The organism is Streptomyces sp. NPDC015220 (assembly GCF_043079345.1).
In the GTDB taxonomy this organism is placed as follows: Bacteria; Actinomycetota; Actinomycetes; order Streptomycetales; family Streptomycetaceae; genus Streptomyces.
Map to the genome: position 1 here is coordinate 603,900 of NZ_JBIBUK010000002.1, position 17,740 is coordinate 621,639.

Genomic DNA, 17,740 nt, shown 5'->3' on the forward strand with positions numbered 1-17,740 from the left:
GGTGTCCTCGTCCTGAGTGCTTACTTGGCGGCGTGGGCCAGCTCGGCGGCCTTGTCGGCCGCGCCGTCCATGGTGTCGACGCGCTGGACCAGCGGGTGGTTGGCGTCGGTGAGGATCTGCCGGCCCAGCTCGGCGTTGTTGCCGTCGAGGCGGACGACCAGCGGCTTCTCGACCTTCTCGCCACGGTCCTCGAGGAGCTTCAGGGCCTGGACGATGCCGTTGGCGACCTCGTCACAGGCGGTGATGCCGCCGAAGACGTTGACGAACACCGACTTGACGTCCGGGTCGCCGAGGATGATCTCCAGGCCGTTCGCCATCACCTGGGCGGAGGCGCCACCGCCGATGTCCAGGAAGTTGGCGGGCTTGACGTCGCCGTGCTTCTCACCGGCGTACGCGACGACGTCCAGGGTCGACATGACCAGGCCGGCGCCGTTGCCGATGATGCCGACCTCGCCGTCGAGCTTGACGTAGTTGAGGTTCTTCTCCTTGGCGGCCGCCTCGAGCGGGTTGGCGGCAGCCTTGTCGTGGAGTTCCTCGAAGTCGGGGTGACGGAACTCGGCGTTGTCGTCCAGGGAGACCTTGCCGTCGAGGGCGATGACCTCACCGGAGGCGACCTTGGCCAGCGGGTTGACCTCGACCAGGAGGGCGTCCTCCTTGATGAAGGTGTCCCACAGCGTGACCAGGACATTCGCCACCTTGTCGGCGATCTCGGCCGGGAAGTTGGCGGCCTCGACGATCTCGCGGGCCTTCTCCGGCGTCACACCGTCGATGGCGTCGATCGGGGTCTTGGCGACGGCCTCGGGACGGGTGGCCGCGACCTCCTCGATCTCCATGCCGCCCTCGACGGAGGCGATGGAGAGGAAGGTGCGGTTGGCACGGTCGAGGAGGAAGGAGACGTAGTACTCCTCGACGATCTCCGGAGCCGTCTCGGCGATCATGACCTTGTGGACCGTGTGGCCCTTGATGTCCATGCCGAGGATGTCCGTCGAACGGGCGACGGCCTCGTCCGGGGTGGCGGCCAGCTTCACGCCACCCGCCTTGCCACGACCACCGACCTTCACCTGGGCCTTGACGACCGACTTGCCGCCCAGCCGCTCGGTGATCTCGCGCGCCGCCTCAGGCGTGTCGATGACTTCACCGGCCAGCACCGGTACACCGTGCTTGGCGAAGAGGTCCCTCGCCTGGTACTCGAACAGGTCCACGCGCTTCCGTCCCTATCAGTGATCTCGCGGTTCGTTGGATGCGTGGGCGTGCCGCGAAGGGCAACGTGACGTCCGCTCTGTCACAAGGGGGGCGCACACGGTGTCCGAGCGCGCGGCATGTCCATCTCGCAGGTTATCCCCGCTCGCGGGAGCTCCATAAATCCGGGGGTCACACGTGAGCGGTGATACCTGTCACATGATGCCGCACTCCCTGGCACGCCGTGCCGTGTGCGGGGGGGCCTCACCGGGCTGGGGTTGACCCGGTGAGGCCCCTGGAACAGCCCCGAAGGGCACAGGGCGGATGATCCCCACCCCAATGGGGACCAGCCGGCCCTTCCGCAGGGTTCCGGGAGGACGGCCGGACAAACCGACGGCTTTCGGCCATCCGGGCCCACCGGCCCCACGGAGTCGGCCGGGCGGGCGGCTCCGGGCGCTTCCGTACACCCCGCGCCCTGGGCTGCCGCACGTCCCACGCCTTCCGAAGCGCCTTCTGCCCGCTCTGCCGCCGGACGATCACGAACCGCCGCGCGCGCCGCGAACGTGGTGCTGACGATTCGGCCCCGCGTCGGCCGATGGCCCTGCGGGCACGTCCGGAGCGTCCCCGGAAGGCCCGGCGAGACCCGGGTGGGGCTCCGGGGCCGAAGACGGCGCCCGGGGTTTCGCCCGGCCGGAGGGCACGGGGACGTACCGGCGTCCGTCCCGGCCGGTTCCCTCCCTGCTGGGACGACGCGCCACCGATGAGGCACCGATGTTCGCACGGGCCTCCCCAGGCGGCGCAAGCCCCGTTACCGATTGGTAGTCATGTCCCTCTCGCTGGACGGAGTCCGGTCGGGGTGGTCACACGGTGTCGGGGACGGGCAGCGGGCGCTTCTCGATCGCCGCCGCCATCACCTCCGGGAACAGGTCCGGTGTGCAGGCGAAGGCCGGCGCCCCCAGCGCCGCGAGCGCGGCGGCGTGCTCCCGGTCGTAGGCGGGCGCGCCCTCGTCGGAGAGCGCGAGCAGCGTCACGAACTGCACTCCGGACGCCTTCATCGCCGCGACCCGCTTCAGCATCTCGTTCCGTATGCCTCCCTCGTAGAGGTCGCTGATCAGCACGACCACCGTCTCCGCGGGCCGGGTGATCCGCGACTGGCAGTACGCCAGGGCCCGGTTGATGTCGGTCCCGCCGCCGAGCTGGGTGCCGAAGAGCACGTCGACCGGGTCGTCGAGCTGGTCGGTGAGGTCGACGACCGCGGTGTCGAACACGACCAGCCGGGTGCTGACCGACCGCATGGAGGCGAGCACCGCCCCGAACACTGAGGCGTACACGACGGACGCCGCCATCGACCCGGACTGGTCGACGCACAGGACGACCTCCTTCTTCACTGACTGGGACGCCCGCCCGTAGCCGATGAGCCGCTCCGGCACGACCGTCCGGTACTCGGGCAGGTAGTGCTTGAGGTTGGCCGCGATCGTCCGGTTCCAGTCGATGTCGTGGTGGCGGGGCCGGCTGATCCGCGCACTGCGGTCCAGGGCGCCGGTCAGGGTGGCCCGGGTGCGGGTGGCGAGCCGCTTCTCCAGGTCCTCGACGACCTTGCGCACGACCGCTCGGGCCGTCTCCTTCGTCGTCTCCGGCATCGCCTTGTTGAGCGACAGCAGGGTGCCGACGAGGTGTACGTCCGCCTCCACCGCCGCCAGCATCTCCGGTTCCAGCAGCAGAGTGTCCAGCCCGAGCCGGTCGATGGCGTCGCGTTGCATGACCTGTACGACGGAGGAGGGGAAGTACGTCCGGATGTCTCCCAGCCAGCGCGCCACCGAGGGGGCCGAAGCCCCGAGCCCCGCCGACCGGCTCCCTCCGGTCCGTTGTTGTTTGTCACCCTTGCCGTAGAGCGCGGTGAGCGCCCCGTCCATGGCCGCGTCCCGGCCCGAGAGCGCGCAACCGGTGCCGTCGGCGGTGTCGCCGCCGAGCACGAGCCGCCAGCGCCGCAGCCGCTCCTGCGCCGCGTCCGTCATGCCGTGCCTCTCCTCCCCTGTCATGCGGCCGCCCCCGTGCGCCGCCCGTCGGCGCTCTCCTGGGCCGCCGTGCCGGCCGTTCCCGCCTCGTCCAGTCCCAGCAGCAGGCGCAGCACGGGAAGAACGGCGTCCGCCCGCTCCCGGTCGAGGTCGGCGGCGAAACCGGGCACGCCCGCCGCCCCGGCCCCGGCCACGCCTCCGCCTCGCCCGGAACCGCGCCGGACCAGTTCGCCGAGCGTTCTGCGCACGCCCGGCTCGTAGGCCGAGAAGGTGCGCCGCAGCAGCGGCAGGACGTCCGTGAACGCGCCCGCCGGCACCCCGGTCAGCCAGGTGTCGACGAGCCCGAGGAGCCGTTCGTCGTGCACGAGCAGCATTCCGCCACCCCCTGAGCCGCCCACGAAGCCCTCGATCCACGCGGCCGCGTCCGCCGGCGGCGTGCCCGGTGACAGCGCGAGCCCCATGAGCCGCGCCGCCTGTTCCCGCTCGACCTCCCCGTCGTCGAGCAGGAGACGCACCGCGCGTCCGCGGACGACCCCGGGCACGGTGTCGCGGCCCGAAAGGGTCCGGAGCACCGTGTGCCAGCGGGCGCGCAGGTCCCCCCGGTCTCCGTGGCCGGCCGTGAGGGTGTCGCCCAGCAGCCCCACTGCGGTGTGCACCGCGTCCACATGGCGCCGCATCTCCTCGGCGGCGTCCGCGTCCAGGGCGGCGCAGGCCGGGGGCAGGCCGACGAAGACCCGCTCGGCCAGGCCCGCGGCGACGCCCGCCAGCGCCCCGGTGTCCGTGCCGCGTACGTCGCCGTAGCGCAGCGAGCGCACCAGGGCCGGCAGCGCCTGGGCGAGGTGGCCGACGTCGGCGTCGAGCGCCGCCCGGTCGGCGAGCGCCCGCGTCACCACGGGCAGGGCGTCGGTGAGTCCGGCGAGCAGACAGCGTTCGGCGAGCGCGGTCACCTCGGCGAGGGCCTGGGCGCCGACGGCGTCCGCCTCCGCCCTGGCGTTCGCGGCGGCGAGCACGGTCGTGCCCCACACTCCGGCCTCGGCGACCCGCACCGACAGCTCCGGCTCCCAGCGCAGCCGCCACGTCTCGCGGAACGTGCCGGTGCCGCCCCGCGAGTGCGCGGGCTCGCCCCAGCCGATGCCCAGCAGGCGCAGCCGGTGCAGCAGCCTGCCGCGCTCGGCGTCGGTCTCCTTGCGCAGGTCGAGCTCCAGCTCACGCTCCAGCGCCTCGGGTTTGAGCCGCAGCCGTCGCTGGAGCCGGACGAGGTCGCGCTGCAGCGGCACGGCGGGCGCCGCCTCCGGCACCTCGCCCAGGACGTCCCCGACCACCAGCCGGTCGTGCACCAGTGCCTGCGGCACGTCCGAGCCGTCGCACATCACCGCGCGCACCGCGTCCGTCGTCTCGCTCAGCCCGGGCAGCGGGCGGCCGCGCATCGCGGCGAGCGTCTCCGCCAGTCGCACCGCCTCGATGACGTGCGCGGAGGACACGATCCGGTCCTCCTCCCGCAGCAGGCCCGCCACCTTGGTCAGCCACCGCTCGACGGGCCGGTCCGGCACCTCGAACAGATGGGCGTACCAACCCGGTGCGTCGATGCCCGCGCCGTAGCCACCGGCCCGGGACAGCCGACGGTGCGTCCACGGCACCCACGTCATGTCCGTCTTCACCTTGGGCAGTCCCTTGAGCAGCGCCCGGTCCGCGGTGACGGCGGCCTTCCGCCGCAGCGCGGGTACGTGCCAGGCCCCGCACACCACCGCGACGTCGGTCCCGAACTCGCGCTGTACCGCGCGCACCTGGAGACGCATGTGGGCCTCCCGCACCAGGTCCCGTCGGTGGCCTCCGCTCCCGTGCGCCTCCCGCAGCGCCGTCATGGCCTCCTCGAGCGCCAGGAACGGCGCGAACGCGTCCGCGCGCCCCACCCCCCGGTGCTCGACGACGTCCTCCCACCAGCGCTCGGGGTCGTCGTACCCGGCGGTCTCGGCGAGCACGGCGAGCGGGTCGATCCGGACATCGGCGCCCGGCGGGCCACCACCGCCCGGGCGCTCCGCGGTCCCCTCCTCCGCGGAGCCCTGCCGGTCGACGGAGCCCTGCCGGTCCGCGGCGTCCTCGCCGTCCGCTGCCCGCTCGCCGCGGCCGGCCCGCTGGCCGTCCGCGGGGTCCCCCGGGGCCCCGGCGCCCGCGGGGCCGGTGTCGTCCGCGGGTGCGCTCTCGTCGTCCCTCTGCCACGCCAGGGTGTGGGCGGCCGGGAGGTCGATGAAACGGGCGGGCACGTCGTGCTCCAGGGCCCAGCGGATGGCGACCCATTCCGGGGAGAATCCGGCCAGCGGCCAGAACGCGGAACGGCCGGGCTCGTCCACGGCGTGGGCCAGGAGGGCGACCGGTGGCCGCATGCCCTCGTCGGCGGCGAGCGGGATCAGCGCGTCGGCCTCCGGCGGCCCCTCGATCAGCACCACCGCCGGCCGGGCCGCGTCCAGCGCGGCCCGCACCCCCCTCGCCGATCCGGGCCCGTGGTGCCGCACGCCCAGCAGCAGCGGTCCCGCCCCGGGCCCGCGGCCCCCCGTTTCCTCCGCACCTGTCATGTCGTCCCCCTCATGCGTACCGTCGGCATCACCGGCACCGTCCGCCTCGCCCGCCCGTCCAACTGGGCTCGTCGTCCGCGCAGCGCCACGTCGCGGCGCCCGCTGCCGCACCCCGTCCCCGGACCGGCCCCCGGGCCAGGGCGTGGGCCGGGGCCGGCACGGGCGCGATCCGGCTGACCGGGGTGCGACCGTTCACGCGCTCACCTCCCGGCAGGCGCGGTAGAAGTCCTTCCAGCCGTCGCGTTCGCGGACCACCGTCTCCAGGTACTCCTGCCAGACGACGCGGTCGGCCGCCGGATCGCGGACGACCGCGCCGAGGATGCCCGCGGCGACGTCGCCGGCCCGCAGCACCCCGTCGCCGAAGTGGGCGGCCAGCGCGAGGCCGCTCGTGACCACGGAGATCGCCTCGGCCGTCGACAGCGTGCCGCTGGGCGACTTCAGCTTGGTCCGGCCGTCGGTGGTGAGGCCGTCGCGCAGCTCCCGGAAGACGGTCACGACCCGGCGGATCTCGTCGATGCCGTCCGGTACGGCCGGCAGGTCCAGGGAGCGGCCGATCTGGTCGACGCGGCGGGTGACGATGTCGACCTCGGCCTCCGGGGTCTCCGGCAGCGGCAGCACCACCGTGTTAAAACGCCGGCGCAGGGCGCTGGACAGGTCGTTCACCCCCCGGTCGCGGTCGTTGGCGGTGGCGATCAGGTTGAAGCCGCGGACCGCCTGCACCTCCTCGCCCAGTTCCGGTATCGGCAGGGTCTTCTCCGACAGGATCGTGATGAGCGTGTCCTGCACATCGGCCGGGATACGGGTCAGCTCCTCGACCCGGGCGGTCATCCCCTGCGCCATGGCCCGCATGACCGGGCTGGGCACGAGGGCGTCGCGGCTCGGGCCGTGCGCCAGCAGCCGCGCGTAGTTCCAGCCGTAGCGGATGGCCTCCTCCGGGGTGCCCGCCGTGCCCTGCACCAGCAGCGTCGAGTCGCCGCTGACCGCCGCGGCCAGATGTTCGGACACCCAGGTCTTCGCCGTGCCGGGCACGCCGAGCAGGAGCAGGGCGCGGTCGGTGGCCAGGGTCGTGACGGCGACCTCGACGATGCGGCGCGGGCCGACGTACTTCGGCGTGATCACCGTGCCGTCCCCGAGGGTGCCGCCGAGGAGGTAGGTCGCCACGGCCCATGGCGACAGCTTCCAGCGAGCCGGGCGCGGTCGGTCGTCCTGCGCGGCCAGCGCGGCGAGTTCGGCGGCGAAGGCGTTCTCGGCGTGCGGCCGCAGCGCCTCGGCGGCTTGTGCGCCCACCGCGTTCCCGGCGCCCTCCGCGCCTTGCGGACCGTGCGTGTTCGCGGGCGCGGAGTGGTTCCGGCTCGGTTCGACGGATGTCGGTTCGACGGACACAGACATGGCTGAGGCCCCCTCCAGCTCGGCCGGTTCGGATCTGGCACCCACCGTGCACCACGGCACTGACAATCCGTTCTGACCTGCGCGAACGCGTTCTCCAGGCCGATTGTCAGTGGTGGGATCTACCTTCGACGGCATGACACAGCAGGGGGTGCGCTGGACCGCGGACCAGGTGCTGGCACTGGCGCCTGACGACGCGTCGCGCAAAGCGGGAAGCAAACTCGGCACGGCCGGTCCGTGGTCGGGGACGGGGAGTTCGGACGAGGGGACGGTGTGGGGGCTGTGCAAGGGCAGTGGCAAGAAGCCGTATCAGACGGTCGTCGACCTCGTGAACGGAGCGGGACCGGCGTACAAGTGCAGTTGCCCCAGCCGCAAGTTCCCGTGCAAGCACGCGCTCGGGCTGCTGTTGCTGTGGGCGGCCGACGAGGGCGCGGTGCCGGCCGGGCAGGCGCCGCACTGGGCCGAGGAATGGCTGGCCGGGCGGAGGAAGCGGACGGCGGCGCCGGCCGGCGCCGCGGGTGCCGCGTCCGGCGCCGCTGACCCGCAGGCGGCGCGGCGCCGGGCCGAGCGCCGGGCCGAGCGGATCACGGCGGGGGCGACGGAACTGGAGCAGCGCCTGGCAGACCTGCTGCGCGGCGGCCTGGCCGCGGCCGAACAGGCGGGGTACGGGCTGTGGGAGGAGACGGCGGCCCGCATGGTCGACGCCCAGGCCCCGGGTCTCGCGGCCCGAGTCCGCGAACTGGGCTCGATCGCGTCGTCCGGGCCGGGCTGGCCGGTGCGGCTGCTGGAGGAGTGCGCGCTGCTGCACCTCCTGGACCAGGCCTGGCTGCGCCGCGAGCGGTTGCCGGAACAGCTGGCCGCGACGGTTCGCGCCCGGATCGGCCTGCCCGGCGCCGCCGACGGACCGCCGGTGCGCGACCGCTGGCTCGTCCTCGCCCAGTACGACACGGCGGACGCGAAGCTGACCACGCGCCGGATCTGGCTGCACGGCGCCGACACCGGCCGTACGGTCCTGCTGCTCTCCTACGGCGCCGCCGGCCGCGCCCCCGACCTCGCACTGCCGGTGGGACTGGCCCTGGACGCGGAGGTGGCCGCGTATCCGGGCGCCGGACAGTCGCGCGTGGCCCTGGGCGAGCGGTTCGCGCCTCCCGCGCCCGCCCGGACGCGCCCGGCCGGGGTGACGCCGGCGCAGGCCGCCGCGCGCTACGGCGAGGCCCTTCGGGACGACCCGTGGCTGGAGTCCGTTCCGGTGACGTTGCGGGAGGTGATACCGGTTCCGGACGGTGACTCCTGGCAGCTGGCCGGGGCCGGGCCGGACTCCGCGCTGCCGCTCAGCGCGGCGGCCCGTGCCCGACCGGGGCTGTGGCGGCTCGTCGCGCTGTCCGGCGGCGCGCCCGTGACGGTGTTCGGCGAGTGCGGCCACCGCGGTTTCACGCCCCTGACGGCCTGGCCCCGGGATGACGGCGAGATGGTGACACTGTGCTGATACGGGATGCACACTGCGCAACATCCGTGCTGGTGACGCGGCTCCCGTGTAAGGCATTGGAGTGACGTCAGGACGAATCGCGGGGCGGCCCCGGCACAGCGGGAACCCTCACCCGAAAGGCGCACATCGGCCGCGACCGCAGCCCTCGTCCGTCCACCCTTTCTCAGCTGTTTCACGCATTTGTTCCGCTCGACGGGAAACCCGGCGCGGGTGGCCCTCCGAGCACCCGCAGGCACCCGGCAAGGGAAAGGAAGCTCATGATCAGGACCTCCGCCCCGGTGGAGGCGCCCGCGTCGGGCGCCTGGGAGGAGTTGGTCACCACCGCCCTGCTCGGCACGGACCGCCGTACGCCCCCGGTCGGCGCCGTGGGCCGGGAGGCCCCGGTGGCGCTGCTGGACGCGGCGGCCGTGGAGACCGTGCGGCGGCGGGCCGGACTGCGCCCCGCGACTCCGGCGGCCTGCCCGGAACCGGCGCCCGCCGACCCGCGCCCGGCACTTCCCGGCGCGGCGGCCCGCCGGCTCACCATGCTGCTGTCGGACCGGCCCGGGGTGGCGGGCGGCGGTCGCAGGGGCACGGCGCCCGACCTCATGGAACTGCTGCCCCAGTGGCTCGCCACGGCCAACGCCCGCGGCTACGCGGCGCCCGCGGAGGCGCTGCCCGCGCTGCTGGACGCCGCCCGCGGCCGTACGGACCTGCGCCCGGCCGCGCTGGCCTTCGCGGGGCCCCGCGCGCTGTGGCTGGCGCGACTCAACCCGGACTGGCGGTTCGCGCTGCGGGCGGCCCCGGGCGGCAGTGCCGCGCTGCCCGGCCCCGGGGAGGCCGACCGGATACGGCGACTGTGGGAGGAGGGCCTGTTCGCGGAGCGGGTGGCGCTCCTGGCGTCGATACGGGAACGCGAGCCGGCGGCGGCGCGGGAACTGCTCGCCTCCACCTGGGCGACCGAGCGGGCCGAGGACCGGCTGATGTTCCTCGACTCGTTGCGCTCCGGTCTGAGCCCGCACGACGAGCCGTTCCTCGAACAGGCACTCGCCGACCGCAGCCGCAACGTCCGGGCGACCGCGGCGGAGCTGCTGTCGGCGCTGCCCGGCTCGGCGCTGGCCGCGCGGATGGCGGACCGGGCCGGGGCATGCGTGGCCGTCGACCGCACCCTCGACACCCCGACGATCGTCGTCGAGGCTCCCCACGAGTGCGACGCGGCCATGGAACGTGACGGTGTCGTCGCCAAGGCTCCGACGGGCCGGGGCGAGCGCTCGTGGTGGCTGGGGCAGCTGCTGGAGGCGACCCCGCTCGGCGCCTGGTCAGCGCGGCTCGGCGGGCGCACGCCGCAGGAGATCGTGGCGCTGCCGGTCGCGGACGGCTGGCAGGGGGAACTGCACGCCGCCTGGTGCCGGGCGGCGGTGCGGCAGCGGGACGGACAGTGGGCGCGGGCGCTCCTCGGGGCACCCGCCGCACCCGAGGCCGGCGGGCCGGGCGCGGTGTCGCTGGCGGAGCGTGCCCGGCTGCTCGGGACGCTGGGCGCCGCCGAGCGGGCCGACTGGGTGGCCGGATTCATCGCGGCACACGGTCTGTCCGAGGCCTTTCAGCTGCTCGGAGTGTGTGCGGTGCCGTGGTCCGCGCCGCTCGGACGGGCGGTGGTCGACGCGCTCGACATCGCGCGGGACGCAGGGAGTTACCCATGGAGTTTCAGTGGAGTGATGGGACTGGCCGAGCGGTGTCTGGACCCCGCGGAGGCGAGCCGGCTCGACGGGCTGCTGACGGTGCCGGACGAGACGCGGGACGCGTCGCCCGGGGCCGGCGGGTACTGGGCGGAGGCGTTCCAGCGACTGGTGACGACACTGCGGCTGCGCGCCGCGATGGCCGAGGAACTCGGTGTGCCGGGCGGCTGAGCCTCCCCCCGGGCCAGGGTGAGCGTCCCCGGCCCCCGGTCGCCGGCTCGGACGGCCTCGGCCTCGTCCCCGGACCTCCGCGAGCCCCAGCGGACGGGGAGGCCCGAAGGCCGGGCCACTCCGTACCCGGCCGACGCCGGTGGGCGGCCGGCGCCGCCAAGGCGCCGCGGAGCCCGATACCACGGAGCCCGGTGACGCGGCAGGCGACGTTCGCCCGTACAGGAGCATCGTCCGGTGCGTTCTCTTTGGGGGCGCCCTCTGCTCGCAGAACTCGGGGAAGTGCCGGCCGGAAGCCCCTGTACGGGACGTACGTGCCTTTCGGCCGGTCCGGTGAGCGGGGGTGCCCCCTGCTCGAGGAGCCCGGGCAGGGCGTGCCGGGCGTCGAGACGGGGCGGACGCCGCCTGTCGCGGCACTAGGCCCCGGCGGGCTCCCGGACGTTCGCCCGGACCCAGTCCACGATCGACTGGGTGGTCGCGCCCGGGGTGAAGATCTCCGCGACGCCCTTCTCCTTCAGCGGCGCGATGTCCGCCTCGGGGATGATGCCGCCCCCGAAGACGACGATGTCCTCGGCGTCGCGCTCCCCGAGCAGGTCGATCACGGCGGCGAACAGCGTGTTGTGCGCGCCGGAGAGAATGGACAGGCCGATCGCGTCGGCGTCCTCCTGGATCGCCGTGTCGACGATCTGCTCGGGGGTCTGGTGGAGCCCGGTGTAGATGACCTCCATGCCGGCGTCGCGCAGCGCCCGCGCGATCACCTTGGCTCCACGATCGTGGCCGTCGAGCCCCGGCTTGGCCACCACCACGCGGATCGGACCGGCTGCCACACCCATCACTGCCTCCATGAAGCGACTACACCCGTCCTCCGTGGGACGGAAGCCCCGCACCACACCGTCCGGGGAAGTGAACGAACGTTATCTCCAGCATCCCGCACCCGGCAGTTTCGCGGTGCGGAGGGAGGGGGAAATCACACGGTGGGACACTCCTCCAGGCTTTCGTGGCCGGGAGAACTCCCGCACCGCATACCCTTCCCCGCCGTCACCGTCCGTGGGCCGGACACCCCGGCGGCGCGGGGGCCTCTGCGGGAACAAGCGTCACGGGAGCCGCAACAAGGTCGTCGCACCAGCGCGCCGCGATCCACGCACCGCCGTGGTGCGGCGCACCGGCGAGGGCGCGAGGGACACACAGGGCAGACACGGCACAGCAGCGGGGAGTCTCCTCGTCCCACCGGCGGGGAGCCTCGTCACCTTCTCGGCGGCACGTCCGCCATTCGCCGGACGAGCCGCCCCGTGCGGGCCGTCCACGCCCCGTCGACCGCCTTCGCCGCGGCTGCCCACGAGCGCACACGGGGGGCAGAGCCGCCCTCCCGTGTGCCGACAGGAGGTCGGCCATGAAGGTCACCAGCGTCGCAGACCCCATCCTCCCGCTCTGTCAGCGCCTGATTCCGGGCCGGATCACGGGACTCTCGCTGGGCCTCCTGAAGGCGACCGCCCTGGAACTGGCCATCCTCGCGGGACACGTCCTCCTCTATCCCTCCGGGATCATCCAGGAGCGCCGGGGGCCCGCCTGCCCGCTCCCCGCGCCCGGCGCAGCCGCCCAGTTGCCGGTCGAGGCCAAGCCCCCGGTGGTGCTGCTGCACGGGTTCATCGACAACCGGTCCGTGTTCGTGCTGCTGCGCCGCAGTCTCGCCCAGCACGGCCGGTCGCGCGTGGAGTCCCTCAACTACTCGCCGCTGACCTGTGACATCCGCACCGCCGCCGAACTGCTCGGCCGGCACATCGAGGAGATCTGCGAGCGCACCGGCAGCGAGCGGGTCGACGTCGTCGGGCACAGCCTGGGTGGCCTGATCGCCCGGTACTACGTGCAGCGGCTCGGCGGCGACCTGCGGGTCCGCACCCTCGTCACCCTCGGCACCCCGCACGCCGGCACCAGGGTCGCGCCGCTGGCCAACGCCCACCCGATCGTGCGCCAGATGCGCCCGGACTCGGCACTGATGGAAGAGCTGTCCCGTCCCGCGCCGGGCTGCCGCACGTACTTCGTCGGTTTCTGGAGCGACCTGGACCATTTGATGGACCCCTTGGAGTCGGCCTGCATCGAGCACCCCGACCTCAAGGCGGAGAACGTCAGGGTGAGCGGCATCGGCCATCTCGCGATGCCCGTGCACCCGGCCGTCGCCAGCGGCATCCGGCAGGCCCTGGACACCGTGCGGCCCGGGGACCCGACCGCGAAGTTCACCGGCGGCCTGACCGTGGCATGACCCCGGGCCCGTCGACGCGGCGGGATTGACCCATCAGGGTCGAACCTCACCTCGAACACAACTCCAAGGCTGTGTCCGCAGTCCGCCGAAACACAGCCGATTGCCCGTTTCCCTCCCCCGGGAAACCAACGGAAGATTGTCGCGCCCGCGTACTGCCGGGTACAGTCGCCGCACTGCTCTGGCAGCCCTGTCGTCGAGGCGAAAGAGAAGTCGGTGAACGACCGTCACCCGTCGGGGACCGCTACCACCCCGGCTCCGGCCTCCGATGACGCCTCGGCGCCCTACGCGTCGTACGACGGCGGTCAGGAAGCCGGCTACGGCGACTTCACCACGTACGGCGAGTACCACGCCACCGGTTTTCACACCGGCACGTACGACACGGCGGGATACGCGGCCGTTCCCCTCTCCGGCGGCGCCGCGGACGGCGGCGCCCAGGCCACCGGCACGTACGACACCACCCAGTGGGCCACGGGCAGCCACCAGACCCTGAACTACGACTCGTACGCGGCCCAGCACCACGCCGCCTACGACACCGGCGCGTACGACACGACCGCCTGGTCCACCGGATACCAGCAGCAACTGCCTTTCGTCCCGCAGCAGTCGGCGCCCGTCGAGGCGAGCGGCCAGTGGGGCGCGACCGCCTGGGCCGACCAGCCCGACGCCACGGGTGATCACACCCAGCAGTGGGACTGGGGCACGCAGACCTTCGACACCGGCGCGTACGACGCCACCCAGTGGAACACCGACGGCGAGGCCGACACTGCCGAGCAGGTGCCCTCGTCCCGGCAGCCGCACGACGAGACCGGCGAGACCGCCCCGACGGAGCCGACCGACACCGGCGAACTGCCCGCCGTCCACCTGCTCGAGGAGCAGGAGGAGATCACGCCGGTCCCGGCCCCGCGCGCGGCCTCCCGCGGCGCCGGCCGGTCCCGCCGCCGGCCGCCGGCCAAGCGCTCGGCGCTGCTGACCGTGGCCGTCCCCTCGGTCTGCGTCTTGGGGGTCGCCGGGATCGCCGCCGCCTCCGTCGACAGCTTCACCCACGACGGCGAGGACACCTCGGCGTCCGCGTCCGACGCGCACCCCGTCCAGCCGGCCACCGCCAACAACAAGCTGGACACCCAGTTGCAGAGCCTGTCCGCCGGGGCGAACGACTTCGCCGGCCGCGCCAGCCGCACGCAGGAGCGCATCGACCTCAAGGCGCAGCAGGTGGCCGAACAGAAGAAGGCGGCGAAGGAGGCGGCCCGCAAGGAACGGCTGCGCCCCAAGTTCGCGCTGCCGGTCGCGGAGCGGGGGCTGAGCGCCTACTTCGGCCAGGCCGGTGTGAACTGGATGTCCGTGCACACCGGCATCGACTTCCCGGTCTGGTACGGGACCACCGTGATGGCCGCGACCGACGGCACGGTCCGCACCCAGTGGAACAGCGCCTACGGCAACATGCTGATCCTGACGGCGAAGGACGGCACGGAGACGTGGTACTGCCACCTCTCCAGTTACCGGGTTCCCTCCGGCACGACGGTGAAAGCCGGGGATCCCATCGCCTACTCCGGCAAGTCGGGCAACTCCACCGGACCGCACCTGCACTTCGAGGTCAGGCCCGCCGGCGGGGGGCCGATAGACCCGCTGCCCTGGCTGCGCAGCCACGGCCTCGACCCCACGTAGGACCGGCGGCCAGGCCGGCTCGACGCGGGCCCCGGCCCTCCCCCGCCCGCGCGGCGGGGGAGCACCACGTCGCGGGGACTACAGCTTCTCCACCGGCGCGTACCGCAGCAGCAGCCGCTTCGGCTTGGCGTCGCCGAAGTCGATCGTCGCCTCGGCGTTGCCGCCCGTGCCCTTGACCGCGACCACCGTGCCGAGGCCGAACTGGTCGTGCGTGACCCGGTCGCCGACGGCCAGGGACACCACCGGCTTGTCCGCGGTCCGTCGGGTGGCGAAACCCGAGGCGCCGGAGGCCGACGAGCGGGACCGCGACGACGACAGCGAGGCCGCCACCCCGGACGCGGGGCCGGAGGGCGCGGGCGCCGAACCGCCCGTGCGCTTCCAGTCGACGTGCGTCTGCGGGATCTCCTCCAGGAAGCGGGAGGGCGGGTTGTACGAAGGCTGGCCCCACGCGCTGCGCATCGCCGAGCGGGTCAGGTACAGCCGCTCCCGCGCGCGCGTGATGCCGACGTAGGCCAGCCGGCGCTCCTCCTCCAGCTCCTTGGTCTGGCCGAGGGCGCGCATGTGCGGGAAGACGCCGTCCTCCATGCCGGTGAGGAAGACCACCGGGAACTCCAGGCCCTTGGCGGTGTGCAGGGTCATCAGCGTGATGACGCCGTCGCCGTCCTCCTCGTCGGGGATCTGGTCGGAGTCGGCGACCAGGGCCACCTGCTCCAGGAAGTCGGACAGCGCGACCGGCTCCCCCTCCCCGCGCTCCTGCTCGAACTCCAGGGCGACGGCGGCGAGTTCCTGGAGGTTCTCGATGCGGGTCTCGTCCTGCGGGTCGGTGGAGGACTGCAACTCGGCAAGGTAGCCGGTGCGTTCGAGGATGGCTTCCAAGACCGTGGCCGGGCCGGCGCCCGACTCCACGATCGTACGGAGCTCCTCCATGAGCGTGTTGAACCGCTTGACCGCGTTCGTCGACCGCGCCGCCATGCCGTACGCCTCGTCGACGCGGCGCAGCGCCTGCGGGAAGCTGATCTTCTCGCGCTGGGCGAGGGCGTCGATCATCGCCTCCGCGCGCTCGCCGATGCCCCGCTTGGGCACGTTGAGGATGCGGCGCAGCGGGACGGAGTCCTCCGGGTTGGCCAGCACCCGCAGATAGGCCAGGACGTCCCGGACTTCCTTGCGCTCGTAGAAGCGGACGCCGCCGACCACCTTGTAGGGCAGGCCGACGCGGATGAAGATCTCCTCGAAGACACGGGACTGGGCGTTGGTGCGGTAGAAGACCGCGACGTCACCGGCCTTGGCCTCGCCCGCGTCCGTGAGGCGGTCTATCTCCTCGGCGACGAACTGGGCCTCGTCGTGCTCGGTGTCGGCGACGTACCCGGTGATGCGGGCTCCGGCGCCCGCGTTGGTCCACAGGTTCTTCGGGCGGCGGGACTCGTTGCGCTCGATGACCGCGTTGGCGGCGGACAGGATCGTCTGCGTGGAGCGGTAGTTCTGTTCCAGCAGGATCGTCGTCGCGTCCGGGTAGTCCTCCTCGAACTGGAGGATGTTGCGGATGGTCGCCCCGCGGAAGGCGTAGATCGACTGGTCGGCGTCACCGACCACGCAGAGCTCGGCGGGCGGGAGACCGGCCTCGCCCGGCGGCACGTCCCCTGGCTGCTCGGCGGTGCCGACGAGCTCCCGCACGAGGGCGTACTGCGCGTGGTTGGTGTCCTGGTACTCGTCGACGAGGACGTGGCGGAAGCGGCGGCGGTAGTGCTCCGCGACGTCGGGGAAGGCGCGCAGCAGGTTGACCGTCGTCATGATCAGGTCGTCGAAGTCGAGGGCGTTGGCCTCGCGCAGCCGCGACTGGTACAGGGCGTAGGCCTGGGCGAGGGTCTTCTCGAAACCGTCGGTGGCCTGGGCGGCGAAGTCCTCCTCGTCGATCAGCTCGTTCTTGAGGTTGCTGATCTTGGCGCTGAAGGACTTCGGCGGATAGCGCTTGGGGTCGAGCTCCAGGTCACGGCAGACCAGGGCCATCAGCCGCTTGGAGTCGGCCGCGTCGTAGATCGAGAACGACGACGTGAAGCCCAGCTTCTTGCTCTCGCGGCGCAGGATGCGCACGCACGCGCTGTGGAAGGTCATCACCCACATCGCGTTCGCGCGTGGGCCGACGAGCTGCTCCACGCGCTCCTTCATCTCCCCGGCGGCCTTGTTGGTGAAGGTGATCGCAAGGACCTGGCCGGGGTGGACGCCCCGCTCGGCAAGCAGGTGGGCGATGCGGTGCGTGAGCACCCTGGTCTTGCCGGAACCGGCGCCGGCCACGATGAGCAGCGGCGAGCCCGCGTGGACGACGGCGGCGCGCTGGTTGTCGTTCAGCCCCTCCAGGAGCGCGGCCGGGTCGATGACGGGCCGGGGGGCGCCGTCGCGGTAGTAGGCGTCCCGGCCGTAGGAGTCCGGGTCCGGCGGCAGGTCGAACTTCCCGCCGAACAGATCGTCCGGAACGGGCTCCGGAGCGTGATCGTCCTCGGGCGGCGGCGGGAGTTCTTCCTCGTGGCCCCGCGGGGCCTGGAGGTCCGCCAGGAAGCTGTCGTCAAAGAGGCTGCTCATCGCTCTACGAGTCTAGGGCTCCGCACCGACAACCCGGGGGCGGATCCGCCGATCACGCACCGGAACGACATCGTCACACCGGCGGGGCGGCGGGTACGGCGGGTAGGTCACGGGAACGCATCGGCGGATCACGCATCGGTCTTCACGCAAGCCTCACGGGTTGGTCACCGTTCGGTTCCGCCGCACGACCCCCACCGGCGAACGGCGCCGGCAGCCGGTCTCCGCCGAGATCCCGCGGACCCCCTGACGGCAGTGACCACCGTGACCACCGGGTGCGCCGTGGTCGCCGGGGCTCCCGGGCCCCTGCGAACCGGCGGGGACGAGGCCGTCCGGCGCGGGGGCTCCGCGTCTGCCGAGGCCCACCGGGCGCTCGCCTTCGCCCGCGCCCAGATCGGCAAGCGGTATGTCTCGGGCGCGTCGGCCCCGGCTCGTACGACTGCTCCGGCCTCACCCGGGCCGCCTGGAAGGCCGCCGGCGTCGCCCTCCCGCGCGCCACCCGCGACCAGTCAGGCGCCGGCGCCCTGGTCCCGCTCTCCGAGGCCCTCCACGGCGACCTCGTCTTCTTCCACGCCGACGTCAGTCACGTCGGCGTCTACGCGGGCGCCGGCATGGTGGTCCACTCTCCACGACCCGGTGCCTGCGTCCGCGAGGAGCCCGTGTTCCGCGTCGGCGAGCGGGTGGTCCACGTGGTCCGCCCGGCCTGAGCGGAACGGCGACCGCTCCGAGCGGGG

11 protein-coding genes are annotated in these 17,740 nt (G+C 73.4%); 5 read left to right on the top strand and 6 right to left on the bottom strand.

Annotated elements, in window-relative coordinates; genetic code table 11:
* Positions 1-20: 20 nt before the first annotated feature.
* From sucC to ACF061_RS07600, 4 genes are all read right to left on the bottom strand, one after another.
* Entirely contained in the window at positions 21-1,202 is a 1,182-nt protein-coding gene (sucC, locus tag ACF061_RS07585) for an ADP-forming succinate--CoA ligase subunit beta (RefSeq protein ID WP_392265878.1), read from the bottom strand.
* Between the two features lie 837 nt (positions 1,203-2,039).
* Complete coding sequence (locus ACF061_RS07590) at positions 2,040-3,194, bottom strand: VWA domain-containing protein (RefSeq protein WP_392265879.1); 1,155 nt, start codon at positions 3,192-3,194, stop codon at positions 2,040-2,042.
* 20 nt (positions 3,195-3,214) lie between these two features.
* Positions 3,215-5,764 (bottom strand): DUF5682 family protein, encoded by a 2,550-nt coding sequence (locus ACF061_RS07595; protein ID WP_392265880.1) that lies wholly within the window; start codon positions 5,762-5,764, stop codon positions 3,215-3,217.
* A 192-nt stretch (positions 5,765-5,956) separates the two neighbouring features.
* A complete protein-coding gene (locus tag ACF061_RS07600; RefSeq protein WP_392265881.1) occupies positions 5,957-7,153 on the bottom strand; it encodes an AAA family ATPase in 1,197 nt (398 codons plus the stop codon).
* A gap of 133 nt (positions 7,154-7,286) precedes the next feature.
* On the opposite strand from ACF061_RS07600, the gene ACF061_RS07605 reads away from it, so the two are divergent.
* Positions 7,287-8,636 (top strand): SWIM zinc finger family protein, encoded by a 1,350-nt coding sequence (locus ACF061_RS07605; protein ID WP_392265882.1) that lies wholly within the window; start codon positions 7,287-7,289, stop codon positions 8,634-8,636.
* A gap of 257 nt (positions 8,637-8,893) precedes the next feature.
* Positions 8,894-10,522, top strand: a complete 1,629-nt coding sequence (locus ACF061_RS07610) for a DUF5691 domain-containing protein (RefSeq protein WP_392265883.1) — start codon at positions 8,894-8,896, stop codon at positions 10,520-10,522.
* A gap of 413 nt (positions 10,523-10,935) precedes the next feature.
* Here the strand turns inward: ACF061_RS07610 and ACF061_RS07615 are convergent, their stop codons facing one another.
* On the bottom strand, positions 10,936-11,352 hold the full coding sequence (locus tag ACF061_RS07615; protein ID WP_392265884.1) for a cobalamin B12-binding domain-containing protein: 417 nt from the start codon (positions 11,350-11,352) through the stop codon (positions 10,936-10,938).
* 557 nt (positions 11,353-11,909) lie between these two features.
* Between ACF061_RS07615 and ACF061_RS07620 the strand changes: the two genes are divergently transcribed.
* Positions 11,910-12,776, top strand: a complete 867-nt coding sequence (locus ACF061_RS07620; protein WP_392265885.1) for an esterase/lipase family protein — start codon at positions 11,910-11,912, stop codon at positions 12,774-12,776.
* 213 nt (positions 12,777-12,989) lie between these two features.
* Positions 12,990-14,435: a M23 family metallopeptidase gene (locus ACF061_RS07625; protein ID WP_392265886.1), complete on the top strand. Its 1,446-nt coding sequence runs from the start codon at positions 12,990-12,992 to the stop codon at positions 14,433-14,435.
* Between the two features lie 78 nt (positions 14,436-14,513).
* Here the strand turns inward: ACF061_RS07625 and pcrA are convergent, their stop codons facing one another.
* A complete protein-coding gene (gene pcrA, locus ACF061_RS07630; protein WP_392265887.1) occupies positions 14,514-17,009 on the bottom strand; it encodes a DNA helicase PcrA in 2,496 nt (831 codons plus the stop codon).
* A 272-nt stretch (positions 17,010-17,281) separates the two neighbouring features.
* Between pcrA and ACF061_RS07635 the strand changes: the two genes are divergently transcribed.
* Positions 17,282-17,713 carry a C40 family peptidase gene (locus ACF061_RS07635; RefSeq protein ID WP_392265888.1) on the top strand — a complete coding sequence of 144 codons (432 nt, stop codon included), beginning with the start codon at positions 17,282-17,284 and terminating at the stop codon, positions 17,711-17,713.
* Positions 17,714-17,740: the final 27 nt, after the last annotated feature.

Excerpts from the sequence above, each read along its gene's own strand:
- ACF061_RS07615 (WP_392265884.1), bottom strand. The coding sequence starts at position 11,352 with ATGGGTGTGGCAGCCGGTCCGATCCGCGTGGTGGTGGCCAAGCCGGGG.
- ACF061_RS07605 (WP_392265882.1), top strand. The coding sequence starts at position 7,287 with ATGACACAGCAGGGGGTGCGCTGGACCGCGGACCAGGTGCTGGCACTG.
- ACF061_RS07600 (WP_392265881.1), bottom strand. The coding sequence starts at position 7,153 with ATGTCTGTGTCCGTCGAACCGACATCCGTCGAACCGAGCCGGAACCAC.
- ACF061_RS07590 (WP_392265879.1), bottom strand. The coding sequence starts at position 3,194 with ATGACGGACGCGGCGCAGGAGCGGCTGCGGCGCTGGCGGCTCGTGCTC.
- ACF061_RS07610 (WP_392265883.1), top strand. The coding sequence starts at position 8,894 with ATGATCAGGACCTCCGCCCCGGTGGAGGCGCCCGCGTCGGGCGCCTGG.
- pcrA (WP_392265887.1), bottom strand. The coding sequence starts at position 17,009 with ATGAGCAGCCTCTTTGACGACAGCTTCCTGGCGGACCTCCAGGCCCCG.
- ACF061_RS07620 (WP_392265885.1), top strand. The coding sequence starts at position 11,910 with ATGAAGGTCACCAGCGTCGCAGACCCCATCCTCCCGCTCTGTCAGCGC.
- ACF061_RS07595 (WP_392265880.1), bottom strand. The coding sequence starts at position 5,764 with ATGACAGGTGCGGAGGAAACGGGGGGCCGCGGGCCCGGGGCGGGACCG.